Below are 22,074 nucleotides of genomic sequence, written 5' to 3'. Positions count from 1 at the left end.
CCCCCGTCAACACATATGGCGGGTTCCTCCTGAAGAAAGGCACGGCGAGACAGCTGTGAGCGACGTTTTACAGTCGATCTACGAGGCACAGATCGACGTGGCCGGTTACCCCCTGTACTGGCGAGAAATCATCGGCAACGGGTTCGGTTTAGCCTCGGCGATCGGCGGTATGCGCCGACGCGTATGGGCCTGGCCGGTCGGGATCTTCGGCAACATGATCCTGTTCACGGTGTTCGTTGGCGCCGCTGTCGGGTTCGCTGACGGCCGCCAGCCTCTGCTCGGGCAAGCGTTCCGGCAAGTGTTCTTTGTTCTCACCAGCGTGTACGGATGGTGGATGTGGCGCCGCCGCTCTGCAGGAAAAGCAAAAGACGCCCCAGCGATCGTGCCGCGCTGGGCCACCACTAAAGAACGCGCTACGTATGTCGCCACATGGGTCGTTCTCGTGGTGATCTGCCAGCAAATGTTCGCAATGATCGGAGCGGGCTGGCCCGCGCCGCGCTGGTATTACTGGACAGACGCATGGATTTTCGTTGGCTCATTCATTGCCACATACGCCATGGCCCGCGGATGGGTGGACTTCTGGCTGGCATGGGTGGCCGTAGATGTGGTGGGGGTGCCGCTGCTATGGCACAGCCAGTACTACCCATCAGCAGTGTTGTATGCGGTGTATGGCGCCTTCGTCATCGCTGGTTTCGTGGTGTGGCTGAACGCAGCCCGCAACGAACAAGCCACCGTCCCCCCACAAACCGAACTGGAGACCACCAGCGACGGAAGATAACCTTCGCGAGTGGATCAACCCGAGAACAACAACTCTCCTGCACTGACCGACGACGTAGCCGTGCGCCGCATGCTAGGCGACGCAACCGAACCCGAGCCAGGCCGACCCCCACGAGTACGGCCCGGCGCAACAGCCACAGCAGGCCCCGTCGCAACAATGTCAGAAGTCGGGGTAGCGCGAGTGAAAGAAACAATCGCTCACGCCAAAGGAGAACTGCTGTTCTTCGGCATCACCCCACCACGGCGCTCCACTGATCCAGAAAAACTGCCAGAAATCGCCGAACGCACCCTGGCCCGCCTGGACGGCCTCGCGCTGGACTCACTGATCCTGTACGACCTCGCCGACGAAAGCAGCCGCACCGAACAAGAACGCCCATTCCCGTTCTCCGAAACACACGACCCAGCCTCCTACCAAGCCGAATACCTACAAGCCTGGGAAGGGCACAGCATCATCTACCGTTCAGTCGGTAAATACACCCCAGAACAGCTACGCAGCTTCTTGCACACCGCACCTGCAGAAGTGTCCACCGTGTTCGTGGGGGCACCCTCAAAAAACACCCCCGTAAAAATGACCCTGCGGGACGCCTACGAGGTATACCGACACGAAAACTCACCGACGCGACTAGGGGCGGTTGCCATCCCCGAACGTCACGCTCGCCACGGAGATGAGCAAGATCGCCTCGTCATGAAACAACGACAAGGCTGTTCCTTCTTCGTCACCCAAGTCGTCTACGACCGAAGGTCCGCCAAAGACATGGTGTCCGACTACGCCCGCGCCTTACGCACCGAAAAAGACCTCCGCCCCGCCCCCATCATCTTCACCCTGTCCGTCTGCGGATCCCTGAAATCACTCGAGTTCCTACGCTGGCTCGGCGTAGACGTACCCCGATGGCTCAGCAACGAACTCGAAGACACCGACAACCCCCTGGCTCTGTCTGCCGCACATGCCATCGGAGCCGCACAAGAACTATCCCAATACTGCCGCCACCTAGGCATCCCCTTCGGATTCAACGTCGAATCAGTCTCCAGTCGAAAAGTAGAAATCGAAGCCTCCGTGCAACTCGCCCACGAAGTCTCCCAACTACTTCGACGCTAAAAACATCACCCAACCGTCAGCACATATCAACCCCTGCGTGCCCCGAACTGATGCCATATCCACGCAGGGGTGAGTGCGGTATCGGATACGCAAGCGCCAAATCCAAAGAAGAGCATCAGCGCAGGTCAGATGTAGCTAACCCCTAAAAATTTTAGTTAGATCCATCAAGGCTCCTGGGTATCCTTCACATAGGACCCACGCAAAGGAGCGCCATGGAGTCACAGCAGCCATCGCATGCATGGAGCACAGCCGTGCAAGCGATCTGGGGAAAAACAAATCCCCAACAAGACTCATGGCTGCCACTATGGCGCCACCTAGAAGACTCCGCCCACGTCGCAGAGCTCCTTTGGGATAACTGGCTCCCCACCGCCATAAAAAACACCATCGCCTCATCCCTCCCCGGCGGAAACATAGACGCCAAAATTCTCCTGAGCTGGCTCGCAGGCATCCACGACATCGGAAAAGCCACCCCCGCCTTCGCTGTCAAAGCTCCCGACATGACCGGCCGACTACACGCCGCAGGCCTGGACCTCAACGTCCCACTCACAGAAACACGCGCAGCCCCCCACGGCGCCCTCGGATACCTCATCCTCCGGGACTGGCTAGAGCAACAATTCGCGGCAACACCACGCGCCTCCGCCGCGCTCGCCGTTCCCGTAGGTGCCCATCACGGGGTACTTCCCAACTCCGGTGAATTAGAAACACTCCGGCAGCGCCCCGACTACCTAGGCGGCCCCGCATGGAAACAAGCCCGCACAGAAATTCTCAACCACATCACCGCACTGACCGGCGCTGACAAACGCCTCAACGACTGGGTAACCCGTCCCCTACCCGCCACAGTGCAGGCACTCGTAGCATCGACTGTAGTCGTGGCCGACTGGCTCGCCAGCGACGAAAATCGTTTTGGCTACGGCGACCGCTCTAACTGTGAAATCAACTGGGAGCTACTCGCCCTTCCCTCGCCATGGAGCCCAGTAAAACCCCCTAGCAACCCGATAGATCTCCTAACGCGACGATTCCCGTCCTTAGCTGGACACGAACCCACCCCAACCCAAACCGCAGCCATCCATGCCGCCTGGGCTGCCGAACGCCCCCCACTCATCATCCTTGAAGCAGAAATGGGCAGCGGTAAAACCGAAGCAGGTTTAGCAGCCGCGGAAATCCTCGCATACCGATTCGGTATGCAGGGCGTCTTCATGGCACTGCCCACAATGGCCACATCCGATGCAATGTTCGGCCGAGTCCGCTCCTGGATCGATTCCCTACCTGGCAACGGTGCCTTGAGCATGTTCCTCGCGCATGCTAAAGCCGGACTCAACGACGAGTACCAAGGTTTGATCGACGATCGGTGGATCACCGAAATACATGACGACGATGAGCCACAAACCCACGCGCTCGCTGCAGTGAACTCCTGGACCAGAGGACGCCGAAAAGGAGTACTTGCACCTTTCGTGGTCGGAACTATCGACCAGATACTTTTCGGTGCCCTGCGGAGTAAACACTTAGCACTGAGGCACCTGGCGCTTGCTGGAAAAGTACTAGTTATCGACGAGGTTCATGCCGCTGACACGTATATGCGTGAGTACCTAGCCGCAATACTCGTGTGGTTAGGCGCATATGGAGCCCCTGTCGTGCTCATGTCGGCAACCCTGCCTCAAGCCCAGCGCACGCAATTAGTGAATGCATATGCCAAAGGCGCTGCTCGAAGCACGCCGACATACCCTGTTCCTTCACCCACTCCAGACTTGGTCATACCGCAGGGATACCCGCGCACACTATTGCTGGACTCCTCTTTGCGAGAGATGGAAACCCCGCAAAAGTCGCATCGACCCCGCACCATCACAGTTGAAGAATTCTCCGACGACCCACAGTCTCTAGCGGCTCGGCTCACCAATGAGCTCGTTGACGGGGGATGCGTTGCGGTGATCCGAAATACGGTCAACCGGGCGCAAGCAACATGGCAATCCCTCCATAAGGCTCTGCCAGATACAGAAGTTCTGTTGGTGCACAGCCGCTTCCTGTCCGTTGATCGCGCTGCCCGTGAAAATGATCTACGCGCTCGGCTTGGCCGCGGAAGTTCCCGCATAGCTGGAACACGACCCCACCGTCTTGTCCTGGTCGGAACTCAGGTGCTTGAACAATCACTTGACATCGATGTTGACCTGATGGTGAGTGACTTAGCCCCAGTCGACTTACTGCTCCAGCGAGTAGGGCGCCTGCACAGGCACGCACACGGCAGCGATGAAAAAGACCGCCCACCACTCCTGCGAACCCCCCGACTTCTTCTCACCGGCGCTGATTGGCAAAGCATCCCTGTTAAAGCAGATGCAGGTTCAGAGCGGGTATACGGCAGCATCCAACTACTTAGAGCTGCGGCAACTATCCAACAACACGGCAACAAAATCCTTCTCCCACGAGACATCCCCACACTCGTTGACCGGGCCTACGCGCCGGATCTCACGCCTCCGCAAGGGTGGGAAAACGCGTGGGCACTAGCTGAGCAGCAAGAACTAGAGCGCGTCGAAAAAGCCAAAAGTAAAGCGGCTGCTTTCTTGCTCGGCCCCCCTACTAGTCATGAGGGTCTTCTGGCTCGCTCCGGATTCTTTGTCAAAGGAGACCCCGACGACGGCAATGGTGGCCGTAGTCAGGTTCGAGACAGCGAAGACAGCTTAGAGGTAGTCGTTGTGCAGCGTGTCAACGGGTCTATTAGGCCTATGCCAGGATCCGGTCTGCCCGAGAACACGACACTTCCACTCGATTTTCCACCCGAACCACGCATAGCCCGTGCCCTCGCTGGATGCACAGTCCGATTACCAGCATGGAGCACCGCCTCCGACATAGACAGCATCATCGCCGCCCTGGAAGACATGTCATTTCCCGGATGGCAACAGGACTGCCCATGGCTTCAAGGACAGTTGGTGCTTGTTCTCGACGAGCAGGGACGCGCACGTGTAGCGAACTTGGACGTCGCATACAAACCGGAAACAGGTCTCACCGTCACCATGTCCAGGGAGAACACATGACCATTGCGCCCACGACATCACCCACGGAATCCAAGAAAGAGCGCACATCCTTCAGCCTCCTCACCGAGCCGTGGCTCCTGGCCAGAAGCCAGTCAGGTGAAGTCGAACAAGTTAGCTTGCTGAAAGCATTTGAACGCGCCCACGAAATCACAGGCTTGGGTGGAGAAATCCCCACCCAAGAGGCAGCCTGTCTGCGCCTCATGTTGGCCATTCTCTACCGAGCCATCAACGTACCCGAAGGCGAGGAGATGGCAACGTGGGAACAGCTATGGGAACAACGCCGCCTACCTGTTGAACAGATCCACTCCTACCTACTAGGTCATGCTGATCGATTCGACCTGATCCACCCGCACACACCGTTCTATCAAGTAGCCGAACTACACACCGCCTCCAACAAAACATCAGGTCTGGGAAAAATCATTGCGGAGGTCCCAGATGGAGCACAGTTCTTCACAACCCGAGCAGGTCAAGCCATTGACCGGCTTTCTTTTGCTGAAGCCGCCCGCTGGCTTGTCCACGTCCACGCCTACGACTGCTCCGGAATCAAGTCCGGCGCAGTCGGTGACGATCGCGTTAAGGGTGGCAAGGGATACCCCATCGGGATCGGATTCACTGGCTGGCTCGGGTTGATCATCCTTGAAGGAAGAACTCTCGCCGAAACGCTACTCCTCAACCTTTCGCTGCGATTCTGGCGAGCTAATGACCTTCCACCTTGGGAACGTGAACCAAACAGCGCCGCGACAGATTTAACCCATCCACAACCCCAAGGGCCCGTCGAAGCTGCCACATGGCAAGGACGCCGAGTCAGACTCATTCACAACGGATTCGACGTGGTTGATGTTGTCCTGGCCAACGGCGACCCATTGATGCCGCAGAACCGTCAAACCGTAGAGCCGATGACGTCATGGAGATTCAGCGAACCACAAACAAAAAAAGCCAACGGAATAACAACGTATATGCCGTTAACACACCAGCCTTCGCGGGCCCTATGGCGCGGACTGGGAAGCGTCCTAGGAGAACGGACGAGCCAAGCCGCTACCAAAGCAAATGCTGCAGCTTTCCTGCGCGCCGGCAGCTTGGAATGGCTCTCCGACCTAGTCGATGACGGCATCGTCAAACGAGACTTCCCCATGCGGTTCCGAGCTATCGGCATGGAATACGGCTCACAAAGCGCGTCGGTTACTGCAGTGATTGATGACCGACTAGAACTCGCTCCCGCCGTCATTGCAGACCCCCTCGTGAGACGCCAAGCAATTGACGCTGTCGACGCCGCTGAGGAAGCAGTCCGAGCCCTAGGACGGTTGGCGACGAATCTCGCAGATGCCAGCGGGCGGCGTCTCTTGCCCGGCATGGAGGATGGGCCCCGGTCTAGGGCAGGAGAGATGGCCTACACCCTCCTTGACCTCCCATACCGAACATGGGTGGGGACATTAACAGCCACGAATATCGACGAACGTCGACAGGCATGGCAACAAACAGTCTGGCGCATCACCAATCGAGTAGCAGGCGAACTTGTACAGGCAGCAGGAACCCCAGCCTTGGTGGGGCGAACGGTTAACAGCAACTACCTCAATACACCTATCGCTGAGAACTTTTTTCGCGCAGCCCTCAAAAAAGCCCTCCCATACGCCTTCCCACAGGGAACACAAACCGACGAACCAGAACCAAAAGCTGAGCCATCGTCGGAGAACAAGGAGCAGCAATGATCGAGCCTCACTCATCCACACTTCAGGAAGAACCCGTCACCGCTGCACGGGACAAACCTTCTGAGCTAAGAAACTCCGTCGGCAAAGTCATTGCGCGCCTGCAAGCCGAGTACGCACGGCCCGGATCTCAACCATCGGCGTGGGCTGCAGCATCAATAGCAACCCTACGCAAAAGCGACCCCGGAAAGATCGAAAATGACCGAGGAGCATGGCCTCTCATCTACGCCTCTCTCCCAGAGCCGCTGCTCGGTCACGCAGATTCGGTGACACGTGAAGAAAGAGCTATGCATGCAACCTTGGTTTTATATGCCATCCACCAAAGTTCCCAACCAACAGGCATGCACTGCGCAGGCGTCCCCCTAGGACGAGCACTCCGACAACTCCCCGGAGCTGACGACGAACGAAGCCCCATCCTCAAACGATTCACCTCACTACTCTCTGCCCCCAGTTTTGAAGCCGCGATGTACCACCTTCGCGGACTGATCACGCTGCTCCGCCGAGAAAGAATCGGCCTGGATTACGTCGCGCTCTGCCAAGACCTGAGCAAGCTACAAACCCCTTCTAGCACGTCCACAATTCGCCGCCGCTGGGGACGAGATTTCTTTAACAACCGATCTGCCCAATAACACACCCCAACCTTCCCAACCTGACAGGAGATCAGCATGTCCACTATCTACGTCGATATTCACGTCCTTCAGTCCGTTCCACCGAGCAATATCAACCGTGATGACACCGGCACCCCCAAGAATGCTTTCTACGGCGGAGTGCAACGCGCACGAGTCAGCAGCCAGGCATGGAAAAAAGCCACACGCCAGGACTTTCGCCAGCACTTAGAAGCCAATCACCTAGCTTTACGCACTAAACGCGCCGTGCAACAAATCACTGAACGGCTCGTTAAAACGCATGGACTAGAGCACGAAGATGCAACCAGCCGTGCCGTCGAAGCCATCAGCCTCCTCGGATTCAAATTAGAAAAAGGACGGACTAAAAAAGACGACACCGCAGAATCGAATCTCACTGAGTACCTCACCTTTTTCAGCAACGCACAGCTAAACCGTTTCGCTGAAATCGCCGCCGCAGCTACCCCCGGGGAAAAGCTCGACAAGAAAGCACTCACCGAGGCTGCACGGGCACATCACGGCATCGAAGTTGCCCTTTTTGGGCGAATGGTCGCTGACGACAAACAACTGAATGTCGACGCTGCCTGCCAGGTGGCCCATGCCATCTCTACTCACGCCGCCACAGTGGAACACGACTACTACACCGCAGTCGATGACAAAGCACCGGCTGATAACGCTGGCGCAGGCATGCTAGGCACTGTCGAGTTCACATCCGCAACTTTCTACCGGTACGCAACCATCGCAATCGATCAACTCGTCACAAACCTCGGAACAGAGGAAGCAGCATTAGCAGCAACACGGGCATTCATCGATGCTTTCGTACGCAGCATGCCAACAGGAAAGCAAAACACGTTTGCCAACCACACCCCGGTCGATGCTGTCCTAGTGCAAGTGCGTAAAGCACCGACTAACTTTGTCGGTGCCTTCGAAGAGGCAGTCACCTCCGCCAGTGGCTACGTTGAGCCCTCTGCCCAAGCCCTGGCCGACTACGCGCATGAAGTAGAAACTCACTACGCAGAAAAACCCTTGGCCTCTTTCGTTGTCCGGGTGTCTCCCAAGGCAAAACCCCTTGATGACCTCGGTACGCGTTCCACGTTGGCTGACCTGGGCTCTGCCGTCATTGCGCATATCGCACAGCACACCGAGAACGGTGACGCCTGATGGCAGTATTACTGCTTCGCCTAGCTGGCCCCTTGCAATCGTGGGGGGATTCCAGCCGGTTCACGCAGCGACTCACCCGAAGCGAACCAACAAAAAGCGGTGTTATTGGGATGCTCGCTGCCGCGCAAGGAAGACGACGCAGCGACCCAATCGAAGACCTTGCACATTTGTTGTTCGGCGTGAGAGTCGATCAGCCGGGGCGCATCGTCCGGGATTTTCACACGGCAATTCGCTGGCAAGAGCAAAAACGAACGTCAATGCCACTGTCATATCGCTACTACTTGGCAGATGCCATGTTTGTAGCTGGCGTCAGCGGAGACCGAAGCCTTCTTGAAGGACTCAACGATGCGCTAAAAAATCCATCATTCCCGCTCTACCTCGGACGGCGCTCCTGTCCTGTAACAGGCCAGGTGAGCCTTGGCGTCCATGATGCTGATCTGGAAGAAATGCTGAGAGAAGTACCTTGGCAAGCCTCTACTTGGCATCGCCGCAGGCAAGGAAAAGAAGTTGATCTGCCTCTCTATCTAGACGTGGGGGCAACAACAGTCACAGATGACACGGTGACGGAAGTTGTCCGCGATGTCCCTGAATCATTTAACCCAATTCGCCGCGAATATGGCTGGCGCGAAGTGGTGCGAGTCCAGCCACAACGGGTTAAAAACCAGATCGGCCACGACCATGACATGGATTTCATGGCTGTACTTGGAGGTGCCTGATGTTTTTGACCCGATTTGGGATTAACACATCACGGCGCGGAGCGCGATATCTCCTCAGCGCCCAACAACGAATGCACGCGGCTGTGCTTGCAAGCTTCCACACACAAACCCCAGGCCGGATCCTATGGCGTATCGATTCCAACCCGATCAAAACTGATCTATTCATCGTGAGCCCACAACGCCCAGACCTCACTCACCTAGTCGAGCAGGCAGGATGGCCAACCACCGCTACCTGGGACACAGCTGATTACGCACCGTTCCTTGAACGCTTAGCAACAGGACAACAGTGGGCGTTCCGGCTCACAGCCAACCCAGTGCGCAACATAAACGCAGGCCCAAACGAGAGAGGAAAAGTAAAGGCACACGTCACTCCAGCACAGCAACAAGAATGGCTGACACGCCGTGCAGGCAAGTTCGGTTTCTCCATCGCTCAGACAGGAACCGGGGAACCAAGCCTGATAGTCAAAAATCGCAATACCGCTAGGTTCGAGCGCCGCCACGCCCAAGAAGGACGAAACGTCACGATCGCTATGGCGACATACGACGGCCTACTCCAGGTCACTGACGCTGATGCGCTACGAGAGGCATTAACCGAGGGGATAGGGCGGGCGAAAGCATACGGATGCGGCTTGATGACCCTGGCTAAAGCCCAATGAGGCTCATATGAAACCCATACCGGGTATGCCGCCACCTGACCTTACTCAGCTACAACGAGCCGAAGATCGACTTAGCTTCATCTATGTGGAACGGTGCACGGTTCACCGCGACGGCAACGCCGTAACAGTGACGGACGAGCGAGGAATCGTGCACATCCCATCAGCCACCCTGGGTGCTTTGCTACTCGGCCCAGGTACACGCGTAACTCACCAGGCAATGATGCTGCTAGCAGAGAGCGGCTCCACAGCTGTCTGGGTTGGCGAGCGAGGAGTCCGGTACTACGCGCACGGGCGCTCTTTAGCACGATCGTCACGACTACTGGAAGCGCAAGCAACGCTGGTAACTAACCAGTCTTCTCGCCTAGCTGTAGCAAGGCGCATGTACGCCATGCGTTTCCCAGATGAAGATGTGACTGGCTTAACAATGCAGCAGTTACGTGGCAGAGAAGGTGCCCGAGTGCGTCGCGCGTACAGGGAAGCTTCAAAAGCCACAGGAGTCCCATGGGGCCGACGTGACTATTCCCGGGAAGACTTTTCCAGCTCCGACCCCATCAACCAGGCCTTATCGGCAGCGACAACATGCCTGTACGGGATAACGCACGCTGTCATCGTTGCATTAGGTTGTTCACCCGGCCTGGGATTCGTTCACACAGGCCATGTCCGTTCTTTTGTATTCGACATTGCTGATCTCTACAAAGCAGAGATCGCGATTCCCACCGCTTTCGCAGTGGTAGCTGAAAAACCAGAAGACATCCCAGGAGAAACTCGACGTGCTGTCCGCGATGCCGTCTACGACGGAAAAATCCTCAACCGATGCGCACGAGATATCCGTTCCCTTCTCCTTCCTGATGACCCAGTCGACACAGCACAAGACTGGGACGACACCTCTTTCCTTTGGGATGGCGGTAACCGACAAGTAGCTGGCGGCACGGCATACGGCTTAGAGGACGAGGTTGACGTGCCGTGGTAGTCCTAGTCCTCACTGCCTGCCCAACAGGTTTACGCGGCTACTTAACGCGTTGGCTCCTCGAAATCAGCCCAGGTGTTTTTGTCGGGCACGTGAATTCACGGATTCGGGAAACCATGTGGCTGGAAGTTGTTGAACATGCCAAAGACGGAAGAGCACTCCTCGTTTATTCAGTGAAAGGAGAACAACACATCGAGTTCAAGGTGCATCGCCACGACTGGAACCCCATCGACTATGACGGCATCCAACTTATGAGACGCCCCACCGAACCAACCCAACTAGGAAGTGGCCTTCGCCATGGATGGAGCAAAGCCAGCAGATACCGGCGAGCTCAGACACGAAAACCAAAGCTGGAACCCTAAACACATAAAAGAATATGCTGGTCACGAAGTGTGCTCCCCGCGCCTGCGGGGATGAGCCCCGTTGGTGTTGGATACATCTAGCCTGCCGGAGGTGCTCCCCGCGCCTGCGGGGATGAGCCGTCAGGGGCGCGGCGTTAATGTCGTACACGGAACGTGCTCCCCGCGCTTGCGGGGATGAGCCCGCCAGGGTCGCCGGAGTGGTCACGTGTGGTGAGTGCTCCCCGCGCCTGCGGGGATGAGCCGCGAGCGCGACTTCGCCTGCCGGTAGTGTCCATGTGCTCCCCGCGCCTGCGGGGATGAGCCGCGTCAAGTTTTTTCTGCCCGGGGGTTTTCTTAGTGCTCCCCGCGCCTGCGGGGATGAGCCGCCCCTTCTGGCGGTAGGGATCTCGCTGCTGTGGTGCTCCCCGCGCCTGCGGGGATGAGCCGGCTGCCCCCATGAGTTTAAGTAGTGGGGTGAGGTGCTCCCCGCGCCTGCGGGGATGAGCCCCTGCGAGCAATGCGGTAATGAGTATGAAACCCGTGCTCCCCGCGCCTGCGGGGATGAGCCGCGTGGTTTTGGTTTCCCGTCGATGCCTGGCCAGTGCTCCCCGCGCCTGCGGGGATGAGCCCTAGTCACCACCCCGCAAGTAGCGGCGACCGCAGTGCTCCCCGCGCCTGCGGGGATGAGCCCGCAGCATCGCTAGGCGCTGACCCGGACGCCCTGTGCTCCCCGCGCCTGCGGGGATGAGCCCAAGGCCGTCGGCGGTAGATTCGACAGTACCCTGTGCTCCCCGCGCCTGCGGGGATGAGCCGGAACAAACCCGGAAGGGAGCAAGAAAATGAACGTGCTCCCCGCGCCTGCGGGGATGAGCCAACCTTTCAGAATCCGAGGATGCGGAGAGCTTCGTGCTCCCCGCGCCTGCGGGGATGAGCCGGCCTTGGGGTCCATGATGGCCCAACCGAAGATGTGCTCCCCGCGCCTGCGGGGATGAGCCCCAGCTATGACAAGCCGTCCACTACCCCGTGGGGTGCTCCCCGCGCCTGCGGGGATGAGCCTGAACCCGGCCGTGACCTGCTGAAGCTTGGCGGGTGCTCCCCGCGCCTGCGGGGATGAGCCCATCACCAGGACGAACACCCAACAGCTGACCGAGTGCTCCCCGCGCCTGCGGGGATGAGCCCACGGTGCTGGCTTGTGTCTGTGTCCCGGTTTCGTGCTCCCCGCGCCTGTGGGGATGAGCCCCTCACGATAAACAACAGCCTGGTCATTGATCAGTGCTCCCCGCGCCTGCGGGGATGAGCCGGCGCATCAGGAGTACATGAAGCGCCAGGACACGTGCTCCCCGCGCCTGCGGGGATGAGCCTGCCGCGTCCGCGTCCATGTCTAAACTCAGTGCGTGCTCCCCGCGCCTGCGGGGATGAGCCGGGGATTTCCGTCAACACCCGACTAGCTGGTTGGTGCTCCCCGCGCCTGCGGGGATGAGCCGCGCCACCTGCCTGCGTTGGTGGTGGCGCCCCCGTGCTCCCCGCGCCTGCGGGGATGAGCCGGACGCGAAGCGCAAACTTAAAGATCTTAAACGGTGCTCCCCGCGCCTGCGGGGATGAGCCCGCCGGTGTCGTTGATGATCTGGTCTACGAACCGTGCTCCCCGCGCCTGCGGGGATGAGCCGCGCCACACCGAACCTCATCGCAGCGTTACGGAGTGCTCCCCGCGCCTGCGGGGATGAGCCCTACAACCTAGCCCCCGGCAAGAGTGACACGGTGTGCTCCCCGCGCCTGCGGGGATGAGCCTGTCGGGGTTGAGGCGCTGACCCGTCGAGGGGTGTGCTCCCCGCGCCTGCGGGGATGAGCCGATGAGTTCTCCGCTTTGGACGACGACGATCTGGTGCTCCCCGCGCCTGCGGGGATGAGCCCCACCACCGGCACCCTCTGGTGGGTGACGATCCGTGCTCCCCGCGCCTGCGGGGATGAGCCGCCTTCGTTGCATACGAAGATAAGGCCTGATAGGTGCTCCCCGCGCCTGCGGGGATGAGCCCCGTGCAGAAACTCACCTACGGACTGATCGAAGGTGCTCCCCGCGCCTGCGGGGATGAGCCGTGGGATGGCGTGCCGCGGCTAGAGGAGTGCCTGTGCTCCCCGCGCCTGCGGGGATGAGCCCTCCAATGTCGGTGCCTTGAGCGGGCTTTCGAAGTGCTCCCCGCGCCTGCGGGGATGAGCCTGCTGGCTATCGATGATCTCAAAGCAGGCGAGCGTGCTCCCCGCGCCTGCGGGGATGAGCCGCCCCATACCTGAGAGGGGTAGGTATGGGGCTTGTGCTCCCCGCGCCTGCGGGGATGAGCCGTCTTCGATTTGGGTGTTGACGTATCCGGTCCCGTGCTCCCCGCGCCTGCGGGGATGAGCCCTGTAAAGGCCTGTACCGCACAACATTCCACTCGTGCTCCCCGCGCCTGCGGGGATGAGCCCTCGAGGAACGGACCCAATAAAACCACGTACGCGTGCTCCCCGCGCCTGCGGGGATGAGCCCGCTGAGTCTGGATTTAACCCTCGTGCTGTGTCGTGCTCCCCGCGCCTGCGGGGATGAGCCCGACGGTAGTCAATACGCTGCGTTACCAACCGAGTGCTCCCCGCGCCTGCGGGGATGAGCCGTTCATCGTGACGCGCATTGATGTGTACAGGTGGTGCTCCCCGCGCCTGCGGGGATGAGCCGAACACGTCGGAGTGGGTTGAGGAGACGACTGCGTGCTCCCCGCGCCTGCGGGGATGAGCCGGGTCTTGTGTGTGAGACCGGGCTTTCGCCGTCGTGCTCCCCGCGCCTGCGGGGATGAGCCCTAATGCCACGCTCTCTCGCCGCTGGACGCCGCGTGCTCCCCGCGCCTGCGGGGATGAGCCTGATCAGGCTGTTGTTTATCGGGAGGTTCGGGGGTGCTCCCCGCGCCTGCGGGGATGAGCCCTAGCAGGAGTACATGATGAAATCACTCACAGCGTGCTCCCCGCGCCTGCGGGGATGAGCCCGCCGGGCTGCCGGAACTCTTGACCGGACGTCCGTGCTCCCCGCGCCTGCGGGGATGAGCCCGTACGTGGATCCCCAAACCAAACCCAAGATAGGTGCTCCCCGCGCCTGCGGGGATGAGCCAGCCGCCAACTATCACGACGATATTGCACAGGAGTGCTCCCCGCGCCTGCGGGGATGAGCCCGGGATTTGGCCACGTCACGCGACCTTCGGTGGGTGCTCCCCGCGCCTGCGGGGATGAGCCTTAACCCGCACCGGGTCGCCATACTTATCCCGCGTGCTCCCCGCGCCTGCGGGGATGAGCCGGATGAGGTCGTAGTTTTCGCGATGTTCATTGAGTGCTCCCCGCGCCTGCGGGGATGAGCCGAGTCCTCGGAGATTGCTGAGGCGATCAGCGAGGTGCTCCCCGCGCTTGCGGGGATGAGCCGGCCTCGGCCGCGTCAAACGGGCTAGGGGCGCTGTGCTCCCCGCGTCTGCGGGGATGAGTCGACAAACCAGGAACAAGCGCAGTAGCCGTGTCACCTGTGAATCTGGTGAGTAGGTATGCGGGGCTTAGCTGGAGGGCCTTTCAAGGGATGTATAGCGGGATGATTCATACTCGGGGATGATGCCTGGTGCCGCCGAGGTGCCGTAGCGTCGTGGCTGATAGGCCCAACAGGGTTTTTCCGGGTTTGCCGAAGGGGAATCGAGGTGGCCTTGGCCCTGGAAAACGTGCGGTGTGGGTTTTTGGGTCCGGGCCGGAGTCTTTGGGGGAGGCGTCGATGCTAAAGCGAAAGCGTTGGCCTCTGCCGGATGTGCTCCTGGGGCTGGCAGTCGCAGTGGCTGGGCCCCCTTTTGCTGTCGTTTTCCAGCCTGCGCTGTGGGTGACGGTGCTCGTGTTTGTTGTATTCGCTGCCCTCGTGCCTGTGATTGCTATGCGCAGGAAACGGGCAAGTCTGTGCGTTGTGGCGGGGCTGGCGGCAGCCGCTGTGCTTGTGGCGATAACGCCGGTGATGTCACTGCATGTTGGGCTCGTGGTAGCGGTCACTGTGCACTCGGCTGCGGCTCGTCTTTCGTCCAGGTGGATGTGGATGACCCTCAGCCTTGTCACCTCGGTGATCGTTATCGCCGTGGCTCTTCGTCCCCACACCCCTGCTCTGATTATCGGTGCTGTGGTCACTCTGGCCATAGCAGCGGTCGCTGCGCTGACGGGGTTACTCAACCGGCGAGAACGTGAACATAACGAACAGGTTCTGGCCTTACAGCGTTCTGAAGAGCGAGCAGCTGTTGCGCGCGAACTTCACGATATTGTCGCCCATTCGCTGGGGGTCATTGCTGTGCAGGCAGAAGGTGCCCGGTACGCCGGGGGTGACAATCACCAGCTTGAACAGGAAACTCTCGAACGGGTTGCTGTTGTTGCGCGCACATCATTGCGCCGAGTTCGTGCGTTGGTTGTGGCGTTGCGCTCGCAGGATGAGCAATTGGCTTTGGTTCAGGGGGGTTTTGACCAGATCGAGGAGGTCATCCGGAACACCCAAGCGGCTGGCCTCGACATCTCCGCCGCCTTGCCGCAGCCGTGGCCAGTGGCCGACATGCTGGTCCAGGCGACTGTTAACCGCATCGTTACTGAGGGGCTAAGTAATGCTGCGCGCCACGGCTGCGGGCCAGTGAGCATCGATGTGCAGGTATTGGGCGCAACGATGGTGGTTGAAATCTGTAACCCCTGTAGCGGGTCATCGAAAGAACCCGGTATCGGGTTGGCGGGGCTGCAAGAAAGGGCACAGTTGATCGGCGGGTGCTTGAACAGTGCACCAGACCCCACGGGTGAGGTGTGGCTGCTCACTGCGGAGATTCCGCTGTCATGACCGTAATCAAGGTTGGGCTCGTCGATGATCAAGAGCTGTTTACTAGCGGTCTGGCGTTGATTCTTGATTCTCAAGAGGACCTTGAGGTGTGTTGGCGGGCAAGGAACGGGCGAGAAGCTTTGGATTGCCAGGGTGCAGTACGGGCGGATGTGACTCTTATGGATGTGCGGATGCCTGTGATGAACGGGATTCAAGCAATCAAGCAATGGTTTGGTGGCCGCGTGATCGTGCTAACCACCTTTGATGACGAGGACTACTTGACCGAAGCCTTGGCGCACGGGGCCAGTGGCTTTCTTGTTAAAGATTCTGCACCCAGAGACATTCTGGCTGCGGTGCGCACTGTGCACGCTGGTGATGCAGTCATTTCCCCGCGCTCAACGCGTCAGCTCCTTGCTCGGGTGCAGCCTGCGCTGCGTTCTTCAGCTGGTGTCACGGAGGCTACGCAGCGGGTTGGGTTGACGGCACGTGAAGTAGAGGTACTGACGCTAGTGGCGTCGGGGCTCAGTAATGCTGAGATCGCCGAAAAGCTCTGGATTTCTCTACCAACGGTCAAAACACATGTGAGTCAGGTCTTTCACAAAACGGGTAGTCGGGATCGTGTGCAGGCTGTGTTGTGGGCTTGTGCGCATGGGTTGATCGACCCGAGGCAGGCTCTGCGTGGCTCGGGCAGGAACGGATGAGATGTAGATATAAGCGCTGTGGTGAGTGGTTGTTCTCATCCTGGCGATGAAAGAACTCATGCTTGCGACTGATGTGCCGCTCTAGCCTCCGGATCAAGATGACAGGGAGGGAATTCCGGCAAACAGGCACATCGGAGATGCATCTATGAGCAGTGATTTAAGGGTTCAGCCCCGCGCGGACTTCACCGCAGGCAGCTGCGCCCAGGCAGCGATCCGAACCCAATCTCTGGTGAAGGAGTACCGAGGTATTCCTGTTGTGGACCGCGTATCGATCACGGTGCCCGAACGCAGTGTTTACGGCTTCCTTGGCCTGAATGGGGCAGGCAAGTCCACGACGATGAAGATGTTGCTTGGCCTGGTCAAGATTTCGCGTGGCCGGGCCACTGTGCTGGGGCGTGACATTCGCGCAGATCGCTCAGAGATCCTGGCCGCAACTGGTTCGCTGATCGAGGGTCCATCTTTTTACGGGCATCTAACCGGGGCGCAGAACATGGAAATTGTTCAGCGAGTCCGCGGCGCTAGGTCGGACATTTACGGGCTGCTTGCCTATCTCGGTTTGGAAAAAGCTCGCGATAAGAAAGTGCGCGAGTACTCGTTGGGGATGAAACAGCGTCTGGGAATCGCGATGGCTCTGGTAGCCGAGCCCCGACTTCTTATCCTCGATGAGCCCACCAACGGCCTAGATCCGGCTGGTATTCATGAGATCCGTGAGATGATCCGGCGTTTCCCGTCTGATCACGGTCTTACGGTGCTGATGAGCAGCCACATTCTCAGTGAGGTGCAGCAGGTCGCTGACAATATCGGCATCATCCACCGTGGCCGTCTGCTCTTTGAAGGGCCACTAGAGGCATTGCGTGGTGCCTCGCAGCTGCGGCTTCGGACCAGCAATGACAGTCTTGCCCACGCCTATCTCCGTGCGAACGGGGCCCTGCTGCAACCGGACTCCTTGACATTGCCGTGGCTGGATGACGCAGCAGTGGCCACGATAGTGCGCGACCTGCTCAGGCAGGGGATCGATGTATATCGCGTGGAGGGGCATGAGGAGACGCTAGAAGATGTGTTCTTGCGCATCACAGGTGAGGCGCAAGAGGGGTAGTGGTGATGATCTCCGTTGAACTGATGAAGTGGCGGGGTCGTCACATTTTGTTGATCAGTGGGCTGCTGACTCTTGCGCTGCTGACATGGGCGGGAATGGTAATTGTCAAGCTGCAGCGTGCTTCGATAACTCCCGCGGCTGGCAAAGTGGCAGCGAGTACGGCGCAGACCGGCACCCAGCTGATGTCGTCGCTGTTGCCAGTGCTAGTTGCGATTATTGCTTCTCGCATCGCCTCGATCGAGCACGAAGACCGGATGCTTCAGCAGTTGCGCAGCCTTGGGTGCTCCTCCTGGCAGAGCGCGGTGACCAAAACCATGCTGACGTGGGGGTTGGTGTCCGGTTTCCTGGGCATCTATTGGGTGCTGGTGTGTGTGATCGGTAGTGTCTTTGGTGCTGGTCCTTCCCTGGCACAACTGGTGTCTGTGCTTGCCTGCCTGGTTCTTGCAGGTTCAGCCCTCTCAGCGGTTCACCTTGGCCTTGGACTGGCATTCGAGAATCAGTGGGTCACTCTGGGCGCAGGGATTGTCGGTGGATTGTTAGGGAGTGCCTCGGCGCTGATGCCTGCGGTAGTGGCTGCGCTCACCCCGTGGACTCTTATCGGTGGCGCATCTCCGGTCCGGTTGACCATGATCGATGGGCATGCCCAATACAGCCATGTATCACCAGTGGCGCCATTGCTTATCGGTTTAGCCGGTGTGCCCCTGTGGTGGGGAGTATCTGCTGCGCTTATCGCCTGGAAAGCAGAAGAACAGTGATTGCTTCAGCCGTTGCGGTGTGGGGCACCGAGATGACCAAAACACGGGGATTGCTGGCCTATCTCGTTTCAATAGCTGTGTTTGCTGCCTTCAATATGGCAGGAGCAGCTGTCCACTACAGCAACAACCGAGCCCTCTTCGAGGCGCAGGAAGTCACCTACCGTGTGCTGTGGGGTCAGTCAGGAGTCATGTACGCCTACCTATTTCTGCCTATCGTGCTGGCATCCTGGGTGGCGATGGCAGTCAAGGTTGAACATGATGACCGCAATATGCAGCGCATGGCTGGGTACGCGGCCCTGTTCCGGCACGTGTTACCAGGCAAGCTGCTAGCAATCGCTGGGATAGCTGTGATCGGAACTGTCATCTATTGGGTGACCATGGTTGTGGCCGGCCTGATGCTGGGGTTTGGTCTCAACAGTGAGCTGGGAACAACTTTTCTGGCCGCTCTGTCTGGAGCTTTGGGGGCCGCTGCGGTCATGACAGTGCTGCTCTACGTTGCCATGCGAGCGCGGAGTTTCCTCACCCCTGTGGTGGTGGGGGTTATTGGTTCGGTGGCTGGCCTGGTGCTTGTTCTTGTGGCGCGGCCTCTATCGGTGTTTTGGCCGTTTTGTCTACCTGGCAATTTAATGTTCGTGCGTTCCGCTGGGCAGACCTGTCTGGCTGGCGCGGTTGGTAACGTAGCGATGGCGTTGCTGTGGATGGCAGCTGCGATTGCTGTGCTGGTAGCGCACCTGAGGTGGCGAGAATTCTGAGCCGCAGAGATAAGCATGCCCAGATGTGCTGAGCTGTGTGCGAGAAGGAGAAGGGAGAGGCGGTGGATCCGTATGCGACGTTCCGCCCGGTGCGGGGCAGGTGGGTTCCCGTGGCCGTTTCCGTCATCGTTTTTGTGTCGTTCACGTTCGCGGCGATAACGATCCAAGGTGCGCAATGGACACTGGTAGACCGCTTGTTCGTGTTTGCGTTGGGGGCGGGGATCGCATGGTTTTGCTCAAGATTCGTTGGGGTACGGGCGGTGCCTACGGAACAGGGGCTTATGGTTCGGAATCTGTTCCGTAAGAGACATTTTGAATGGGCGGAGATTTTGCGGGTCCAATTCGGCGGGGGAGGGCCCTGGGCATACCTGGATGTCATGGATGGGGAAGTTTTGGAAACAGTGAGTGTGATGGCGATCCAGAAAGCTGACGGCGCCAAGGCAATCAAAGAAGCCTCACGCCTGTCAGCGCTGGTGCAGTTCCACTCCAGCGCTGAACCACACCGGGACACCCCAGGGGCCTAGCCGTCACGCGGCTGGCTCCGCCAGTTGCAGGAAAGATGATTTCTGAATAGTTAAAGGGCTGCACACGCCAGCCGATGGGTCGAATGTGACTCGTACAACGCATAATTCTGTCCGTTTTCGACGACTCGCGGTCTCAGCTACAGCGGCAGCCATGCTGTTGCCGATGTCCGCTCCCGCGCATGCCGCCACCCGAGACACCGTAAGCCGCCCCACTAGTGGCGGCTTTGTTATTTCTGGGCAAGGGTTCGGTCACGGCCGCGGAATGAGCCAGTGGGGCGCATATGGTGCAGCAACCGCTGGGCTTAACTGGAGCCGGATCTTGGACTTCTACTACCCGGGCACCGTGCGCTCTAAGCTCCCCGAAAGCACAATGCGTGTTTGGCTGAGCGCAGATAACGACGGTGACACCCGCATCGCGCCGGCACGCGGAATGTCCCTCACTGTGGGAGCAACCCGAAGGGCACTCCCATCGGGTAACGGATACCGGGCATGGCGCGCAGTCCGCTCCGGTAAAACTCTCAACGTCCAGTACCTCAACAACGCAAACACCTGGCGGCCATACACCACAACCACGGGTTCAGCTGTCATCTTTGCCACAAATTCAGGACTCGTGGACGTTCTCCTGCCAGGTGGAAATGTCAAACGAGTACGCGGATCGGTTTCTGCCGTCAGTGACCGCGCCGCCACCTCGGGGATGCGCACCGTCCTGAACTCCAGCATGGAGTCCTACCTGCGCAGTGTCGTCCCCAACGAAATGCCCGCCTCTTGGCACCCGAACGCTCTGGCTGCACAAACGGTCGCTGCCCGCACCTACGCGGCCGCATACCGCACTAACCAACGAGCCAGGAAAGCTACCTGGGATATCTGCGACAGCACTACCTGCCAGGTTTTCAAAGGCGTCGCAAACACGAGCAGACGCGGAACTCGCACGCCCGGTGAATACACCTCAACCGACGCCGCGATCAAAGCCACAACGGGAACGGTGCTACGCACCCGAAACAAAAACTTCGCTTTCGCTGAATTCTCTGCCAGCAATGGCGGATGGACTGCCGAAGGTGGCCCGTATTACCAGGTATCAAAAGCAGACCCATACGACGGTCGAATGAAAAACCCGAATTCCAGCTGGTCTGTCACCATCTCCCCAGCGAAAATGGACGCAGCATTCGGGGTAGGGACAGTGCGCTCGCTGCGGATCACACAACGCGATGGGCACGGCGCTCGCGGTGGGCGGGTGTTGAGTGTCTTGGTGTCTGGTTCACGGGGAACGAAGACTGTTTCTGGGGATTCGTTCCGGTGGGCGCTTAGGTTGCGTTCTGATTGGGTGTCGTTCGCTGGGTGATTTTTCAGTGAATAGATGTTGTTGCCGGGAGCGGGCCATGTGGGGCGCTCCCGGCAATGGTGTTACAGGTGGTGCAGGTTGGCTCGTTCGATTGTGGCGAGTCGGTTGAGGTCTTCTGTGGTGTCACTGGTGACGATGGATCCTCCTGCCGCTAGAACTGAGGTGATGAGGGTGAGTGTCTGCATTCGGGATGTGTCTGCTGACAGGGGGAGCAGGAGTCGTTCTGGTGAGTGGGGGCTGATGAGGTCGTTGTAGGTGACTTCGTAACCGTGGTCGGAGCAGGCGGGGTCGTGGGGGTCGGCGATGGTGGCCAGGTCTGCGTTGTCGGGGTAGGAGGAGATTTCTGCGGCTTCGTCAAGTGCACCGGCGAGGTCGCTGTCGAAGCTGCGTGCTAGGGGGGCGGTGGAGACAGCGATTGTGTCTAGGGGCAGGTGTGTCCACTTGGTGGGACGGTCAGTGATGGCTAAAAGGGGCGACCCAGTGGATGTTGTGACGGTGGCTAGGTCGGTTTCGGGGTCGATGATGTGTAGGTGCGCTCCGCATGCCCAGGTTGCCAGGGCCCAGTAGAGAGTGCGCCAGTGGCCTGCGGGTAGGTCGAGTGCGATGACGTCCAGAGGTTGGGGGTCGTATTCGGTGCGAAGTAGGTTTGTGGCTTTTGCTACCCAGTTGCCCAGGACGCGTCCGGATAGTTCGATTCGTCCCCAGGAGTCGTAGCGGGTGATGCGTGGGTCGGTGGTGAGGGTGTTGAGGAAGCGGTGGGTGTCAAACACGAAGGTCAGCCTAGGTGAGGTTGGGTGTGCTTGGTGTGGATAGGGGGAGGTGCCTGGTGTTTGTGGCGAGTAATCGGTGTGGGAGATGGTGGCTGGAATTCATGAGTCAAGGGATCGCAAAATCTCTGTAAGACGCGCACAAAGTGGGGTCTGTGTGATTGGTGTGCACGGTGGGGGATTTGTGGATGGAATGGGGTGTTGTTTTTTGTGGAGTCGTTGTGAAAGCGGTGATGGAGTTCCTGG

Annotated in this window: 18 protein-coding genes and 1 CRISPR repeat array; of the genes, 17 read left to right on the top strand and 1 reads right to left on the bottom strand. The window is 59.2% G+C overall.

The annotated features are described in order from the left end of the window. Positions 1 to 55: 55 nt before the first annotated feature. The 17 genes from pnuC to AC2T9U_RS07400 all read left to right on the top strand — a co-directional run bounded on the left by pnuC (position 56) and on the right by AC2T9U_RS07400 (position 21,061). The gene (pnuC, locus tag AC2T9U_RS07480) at positions 56 to 778 is read left to right on the top strand and encodes a nicotinamide riboside transporter PnuC (protein WP_493695690.1); all 723 of its coding nucleotides are present in this window, start codon (positions 56 to 58) and stop codon (positions 776 to 778) included. Between the two features lie 9 nt (positions 779 to 787). Next, complete coding sequence (locus tag AC2T9U_RS07475; protein ID WP_258553097.1) at positions 788 to 1,873, top strand: methylenetetrahydrofolate reductase; 1,086 nt, start codon at positions 788 to 790, stop codon at positions 1,871 to 1,873. 212 nt (positions 1,874 to 2,085) lie between these two features. Beyond that, positions 2,086 to 4,896, top strand: coding sequence for a CRISPR-associated helicase Cas3' (cas3, locus tag AC2T9U_RS07470; RefSeq protein WP_493695689.1), 2,811 nt, complete (start codon positions 2,086 to 2,088; stop codon positions 4,894 to 4,896). After that, positions 4,893 to 6,602 carry a type I-E CRISPR-associated protein Cse1/CasA gene (gene casA / locus AC2T9U_RS07465; RefSeq protein WP_493695688.1) on the top strand — a complete coding sequence of 570 codons (1,710 nt, stop codon included), beginning with the start codon at positions 4,893 to 4,895 and terminating at the stop codon, positions 6,600 to 6,602. The genes cas3 and casA overlap by 4 nt, the downstream gene beginning before the upstream one ends. Further along, positions 6,599 to 7,228: a type I-E CRISPR-associated protein Cse2/CasB gene (gene casB, locus AC2T9U_RS07460; protein WP_493695687.1), complete on the top strand. Its 630-nt coding sequence runs from the start codon at positions 6,599 to 6,601 to the stop codon at positions 7,226 to 7,228. Before casA ends, casB begins: the two co-directional genes overlap by 4 nt. Before the next feature lie 36 nt (positions 7,229 to 7,264). Then, a complete protein-coding gene (gene cas7e, locus AC2T9U_RS07455) occupies positions 7,265 to 8,383 on the top strand; it encodes a type I-E CRISPR-associated protein Cas7/Cse4/CasC (RefSeq protein ID WP_493695686.1) in 1,119 nt (372 codons plus the stop codon). After that, positions 8,383 to 9,099, top strand: coding sequence for a type I-E CRISPR-associated protein Cas5/CasD (gene cas5e / locus AC2T9U_RS07450; protein ID WP_493695685.1), 717 nt, complete (start codon positions 8,383 to 8,385; stop codon positions 9,097 to 9,099). Before cas7e ends, cas5e begins: the two co-directional genes overlap by 1 nt. Next, a complete protein-coding gene (gene cas6e, locus AC2T9U_RS07445) occupies positions 9,099 to 9,755 on the top strand; it encodes a type I-E CRISPR-associated protein Cas6/Cse3/CasE (RefSeq protein WP_493695684.1) in 657 nt (218 codons plus the stop codon). Before cas5e ends, cas6e begins: the two co-directional genes overlap by 1 nt. A gap of 7 nt (positions 9,756 to 9,762) precedes the next feature. Then, entirely contained in the window at positions 9,763 to 10,725 is a 963-nt protein-coding gene (gene cas1e / locus AC2T9U_RS07440) for a type I-E CRISPR-associated endonuclease Cas1e (protein ID WP_493695683.1), read from the top strand. Then, entirely contained in the window at positions 10,719 to 11,084 is a 366-nt protein-coding gene (cas2e, locus tag AC2T9U_RS07435; RefSeq protein WP_208303218.1) for a type I-E CRISPR-associated endoribonuclease Cas2e, read from the top strand. Before cas1e ends, cas2e begins: the two co-directional genes overlap by 7 nt. A 30-nt stretch (positions 11,085 to 11,114) precedes the next feature. After that, positions 11,115 to 14,559: direct repeats of the CRISPR family, unit length 28 nt; unit sequence GTGCTCCCCGCGCCTGCGGGGATGAGCC. A gap of 582 nt (positions 14,560 to 15,141) precedes the next feature. Next, a complete protein-coding gene (locus AC2T9U_RS07430; RefSeq protein ID WP_493695682.1) occupies positions 15,142 to 15,915 on the top strand; it encodes a sensor histidine kinase in 774 nt (257 codons plus the stop codon). Continuing rightward, entirely contained in the window at positions 15,912 to 16,595 is a 684-nt protein-coding gene (locus AC2T9U_RS07425) for a response regulator (protein WP_493695681.1), read from the top strand. Before AC2T9U_RS07430 ends, AC2T9U_RS07425 begins: the two co-directional genes overlap by 4 nt. Positions 16,596 to 16,740: 145 nt before the next feature. Next, entirely contained in the window at positions 16,741 to 17,691 is a 951-nt protein-coding gene (locus AC2T9U_RS07420) for an ABC transporter ATP-binding protein (RefSeq protein WP_493695680.1), read from the top strand. Between the two features lie 5 nt (positions 17,692 to 17,696). Continuing rightward, positions 17,697 to 18,446 (top strand): ABC transporter permease, encoded by a 750-nt coding sequence (locus AC2T9U_RS07415; protein ID WP_493696942.1) that lies wholly within the window; start codon positions 17,697 to 17,699, stop codon positions 18,444 to 18,446. Continuing rightward, on the top strand, positions 18,443 to 19,198 hold the full coding sequence (locus AC2T9U_RS07410) for an ABC transporter permease (RefSeq protein WP_493695679.1): 756 nt from the start codon (positions 18,443 to 18,445) through the stop codon (positions 19,196 to 19,198). Before AC2T9U_RS07415 ends, AC2T9U_RS07410 begins: the two co-directional genes overlap by 4 nt. Before the next feature lie 110 nt (positions 19,199 to 19,308). Beyond that, positions 19,309 to 19,722, top strand: coding sequence for a PH domain-containing protein (locus AC2T9U_RS07405; RefSeq protein WP_493695678.1), 414 nt, complete (start codon positions 19,309 to 19,311; stop codon positions 19,720 to 19,722). A gap of 163 nt (positions 19,723 to 19,885) precedes the next feature. Then, positions 19,886 to 21,061, top strand: a complete 1,176-nt coding sequence (locus AC2T9U_RS07400; protein ID WP_493695677.1) for a SpoIID/LytB domain-containing protein — start codon at positions 19,886 to 19,888, stop codon at positions 21,059 to 21,061. Between the two features lie 62 nt (positions 21,062 to 21,123). On the opposite strand, the gene AC2T9U_RS07395 is transcribed toward AC2T9U_RS07400, so the two are convergent. After that, positions 21,124 to 21,831, bottom strand: a complete 708-nt coding sequence (locus AC2T9U_RS07395; RefSeq protein WP_493695676.1) for a TIGR03089 family protein — start codon at positions 21,829 to 21,831, stop codon at positions 21,124 to 21,126. Between the last annotated feature and the right edge of the window lie 243 nt (positions 21,832 to 22,074).

The organism is Dermatophilus sp. B7861-1, assembly GCF_058996045.1.
Note: the sequence above shows the minus strand (reverse complement) of the source record. Positions and strands in the feature narration are given on the sequence as shown.

Excerpts from the sequence above, each read along its gene's own strand:
- cas3 (WP_493695689.1), top strand. The coding sequence starts at position 2,086 with ATGGAGTCACAGCAGCCATCGCATGCATGGAGCACAGCCGTGCAAGCG.
- casA (WP_493695688.1), top strand. The coding sequence starts at position 4,893 with ATGACCATTGCGCCCACGACATCACCCACGGAATCCAAGAAAGAGCGC.
- casB (WP_493695687.1), top strand. The coding sequence starts at position 6,599 with ATGATCGAGCCTCACTCATCCACACTTCAGGAAGAACCCGTCACCGCT.
- cas7e (WP_493695686.1), top strand. The coding sequence starts at position 7,265 with ATGTCCACTATCTACGTCGATATTCACGTCCTTCAGTCCGTTCCACCG.
- cas5e (WP_493695685.1), top strand. The coding sequence starts at position 8,383 with ATGGCAGTATTACTGCTTCGCCTAGCTGGCCCCTTGCAATCGTGGGGG.
- cas6e (WP_493695684.1), top strand. The coding sequence starts at position 9,099 with ATGTTTTTGACCCGATTTGGGATTAACACATCACGGCGCGGAGCGCGA.
- cas1e (WP_493695683.1), top strand. The coding sequence starts at position 9,763 with ATGAAACCCATACCGGGTATGCCGCCACCTGACCTTACTCAGCTACAA.
- AC2T9U_RS07430 (WP_493695682.1), top strand. The coding sequence starts at position 15,142 with ATGACCCTCAGCCTTGTCACCTCGGTGATCGTTATCGCCGTGGCTCTT.
- AC2T9U_RS07425 (WP_493695681.1), top strand. The coding sequence starts at position 15,912 with ATGACCGTAATCAAGGTTGGGCTCGTCGATGATCAAGAGCTGTTTACT.
- AC2T9U_RS07420 (WP_493695680.1), top strand. The coding sequence starts at position 16,741 with ATGAGCAGTGATTTAAGGGTTCAGCCCCGCGCGGACTTCACCGCAGGC.
- AC2T9U_RS07415 (WP_493696942.1), top strand. The coding sequence starts at position 17,697 with ATGATCTCCGTTGAACTGATGAAGTGGCGGGGTCGTCACATTTTGTTG.
- AC2T9U_RS07400 (WP_493695677.1), top strand. The coding sequence starts at position 19,886 with ATGTCCGCTCCCGCGCATGCCGCCACCCGAGACACCGTAAGCCGCCCC.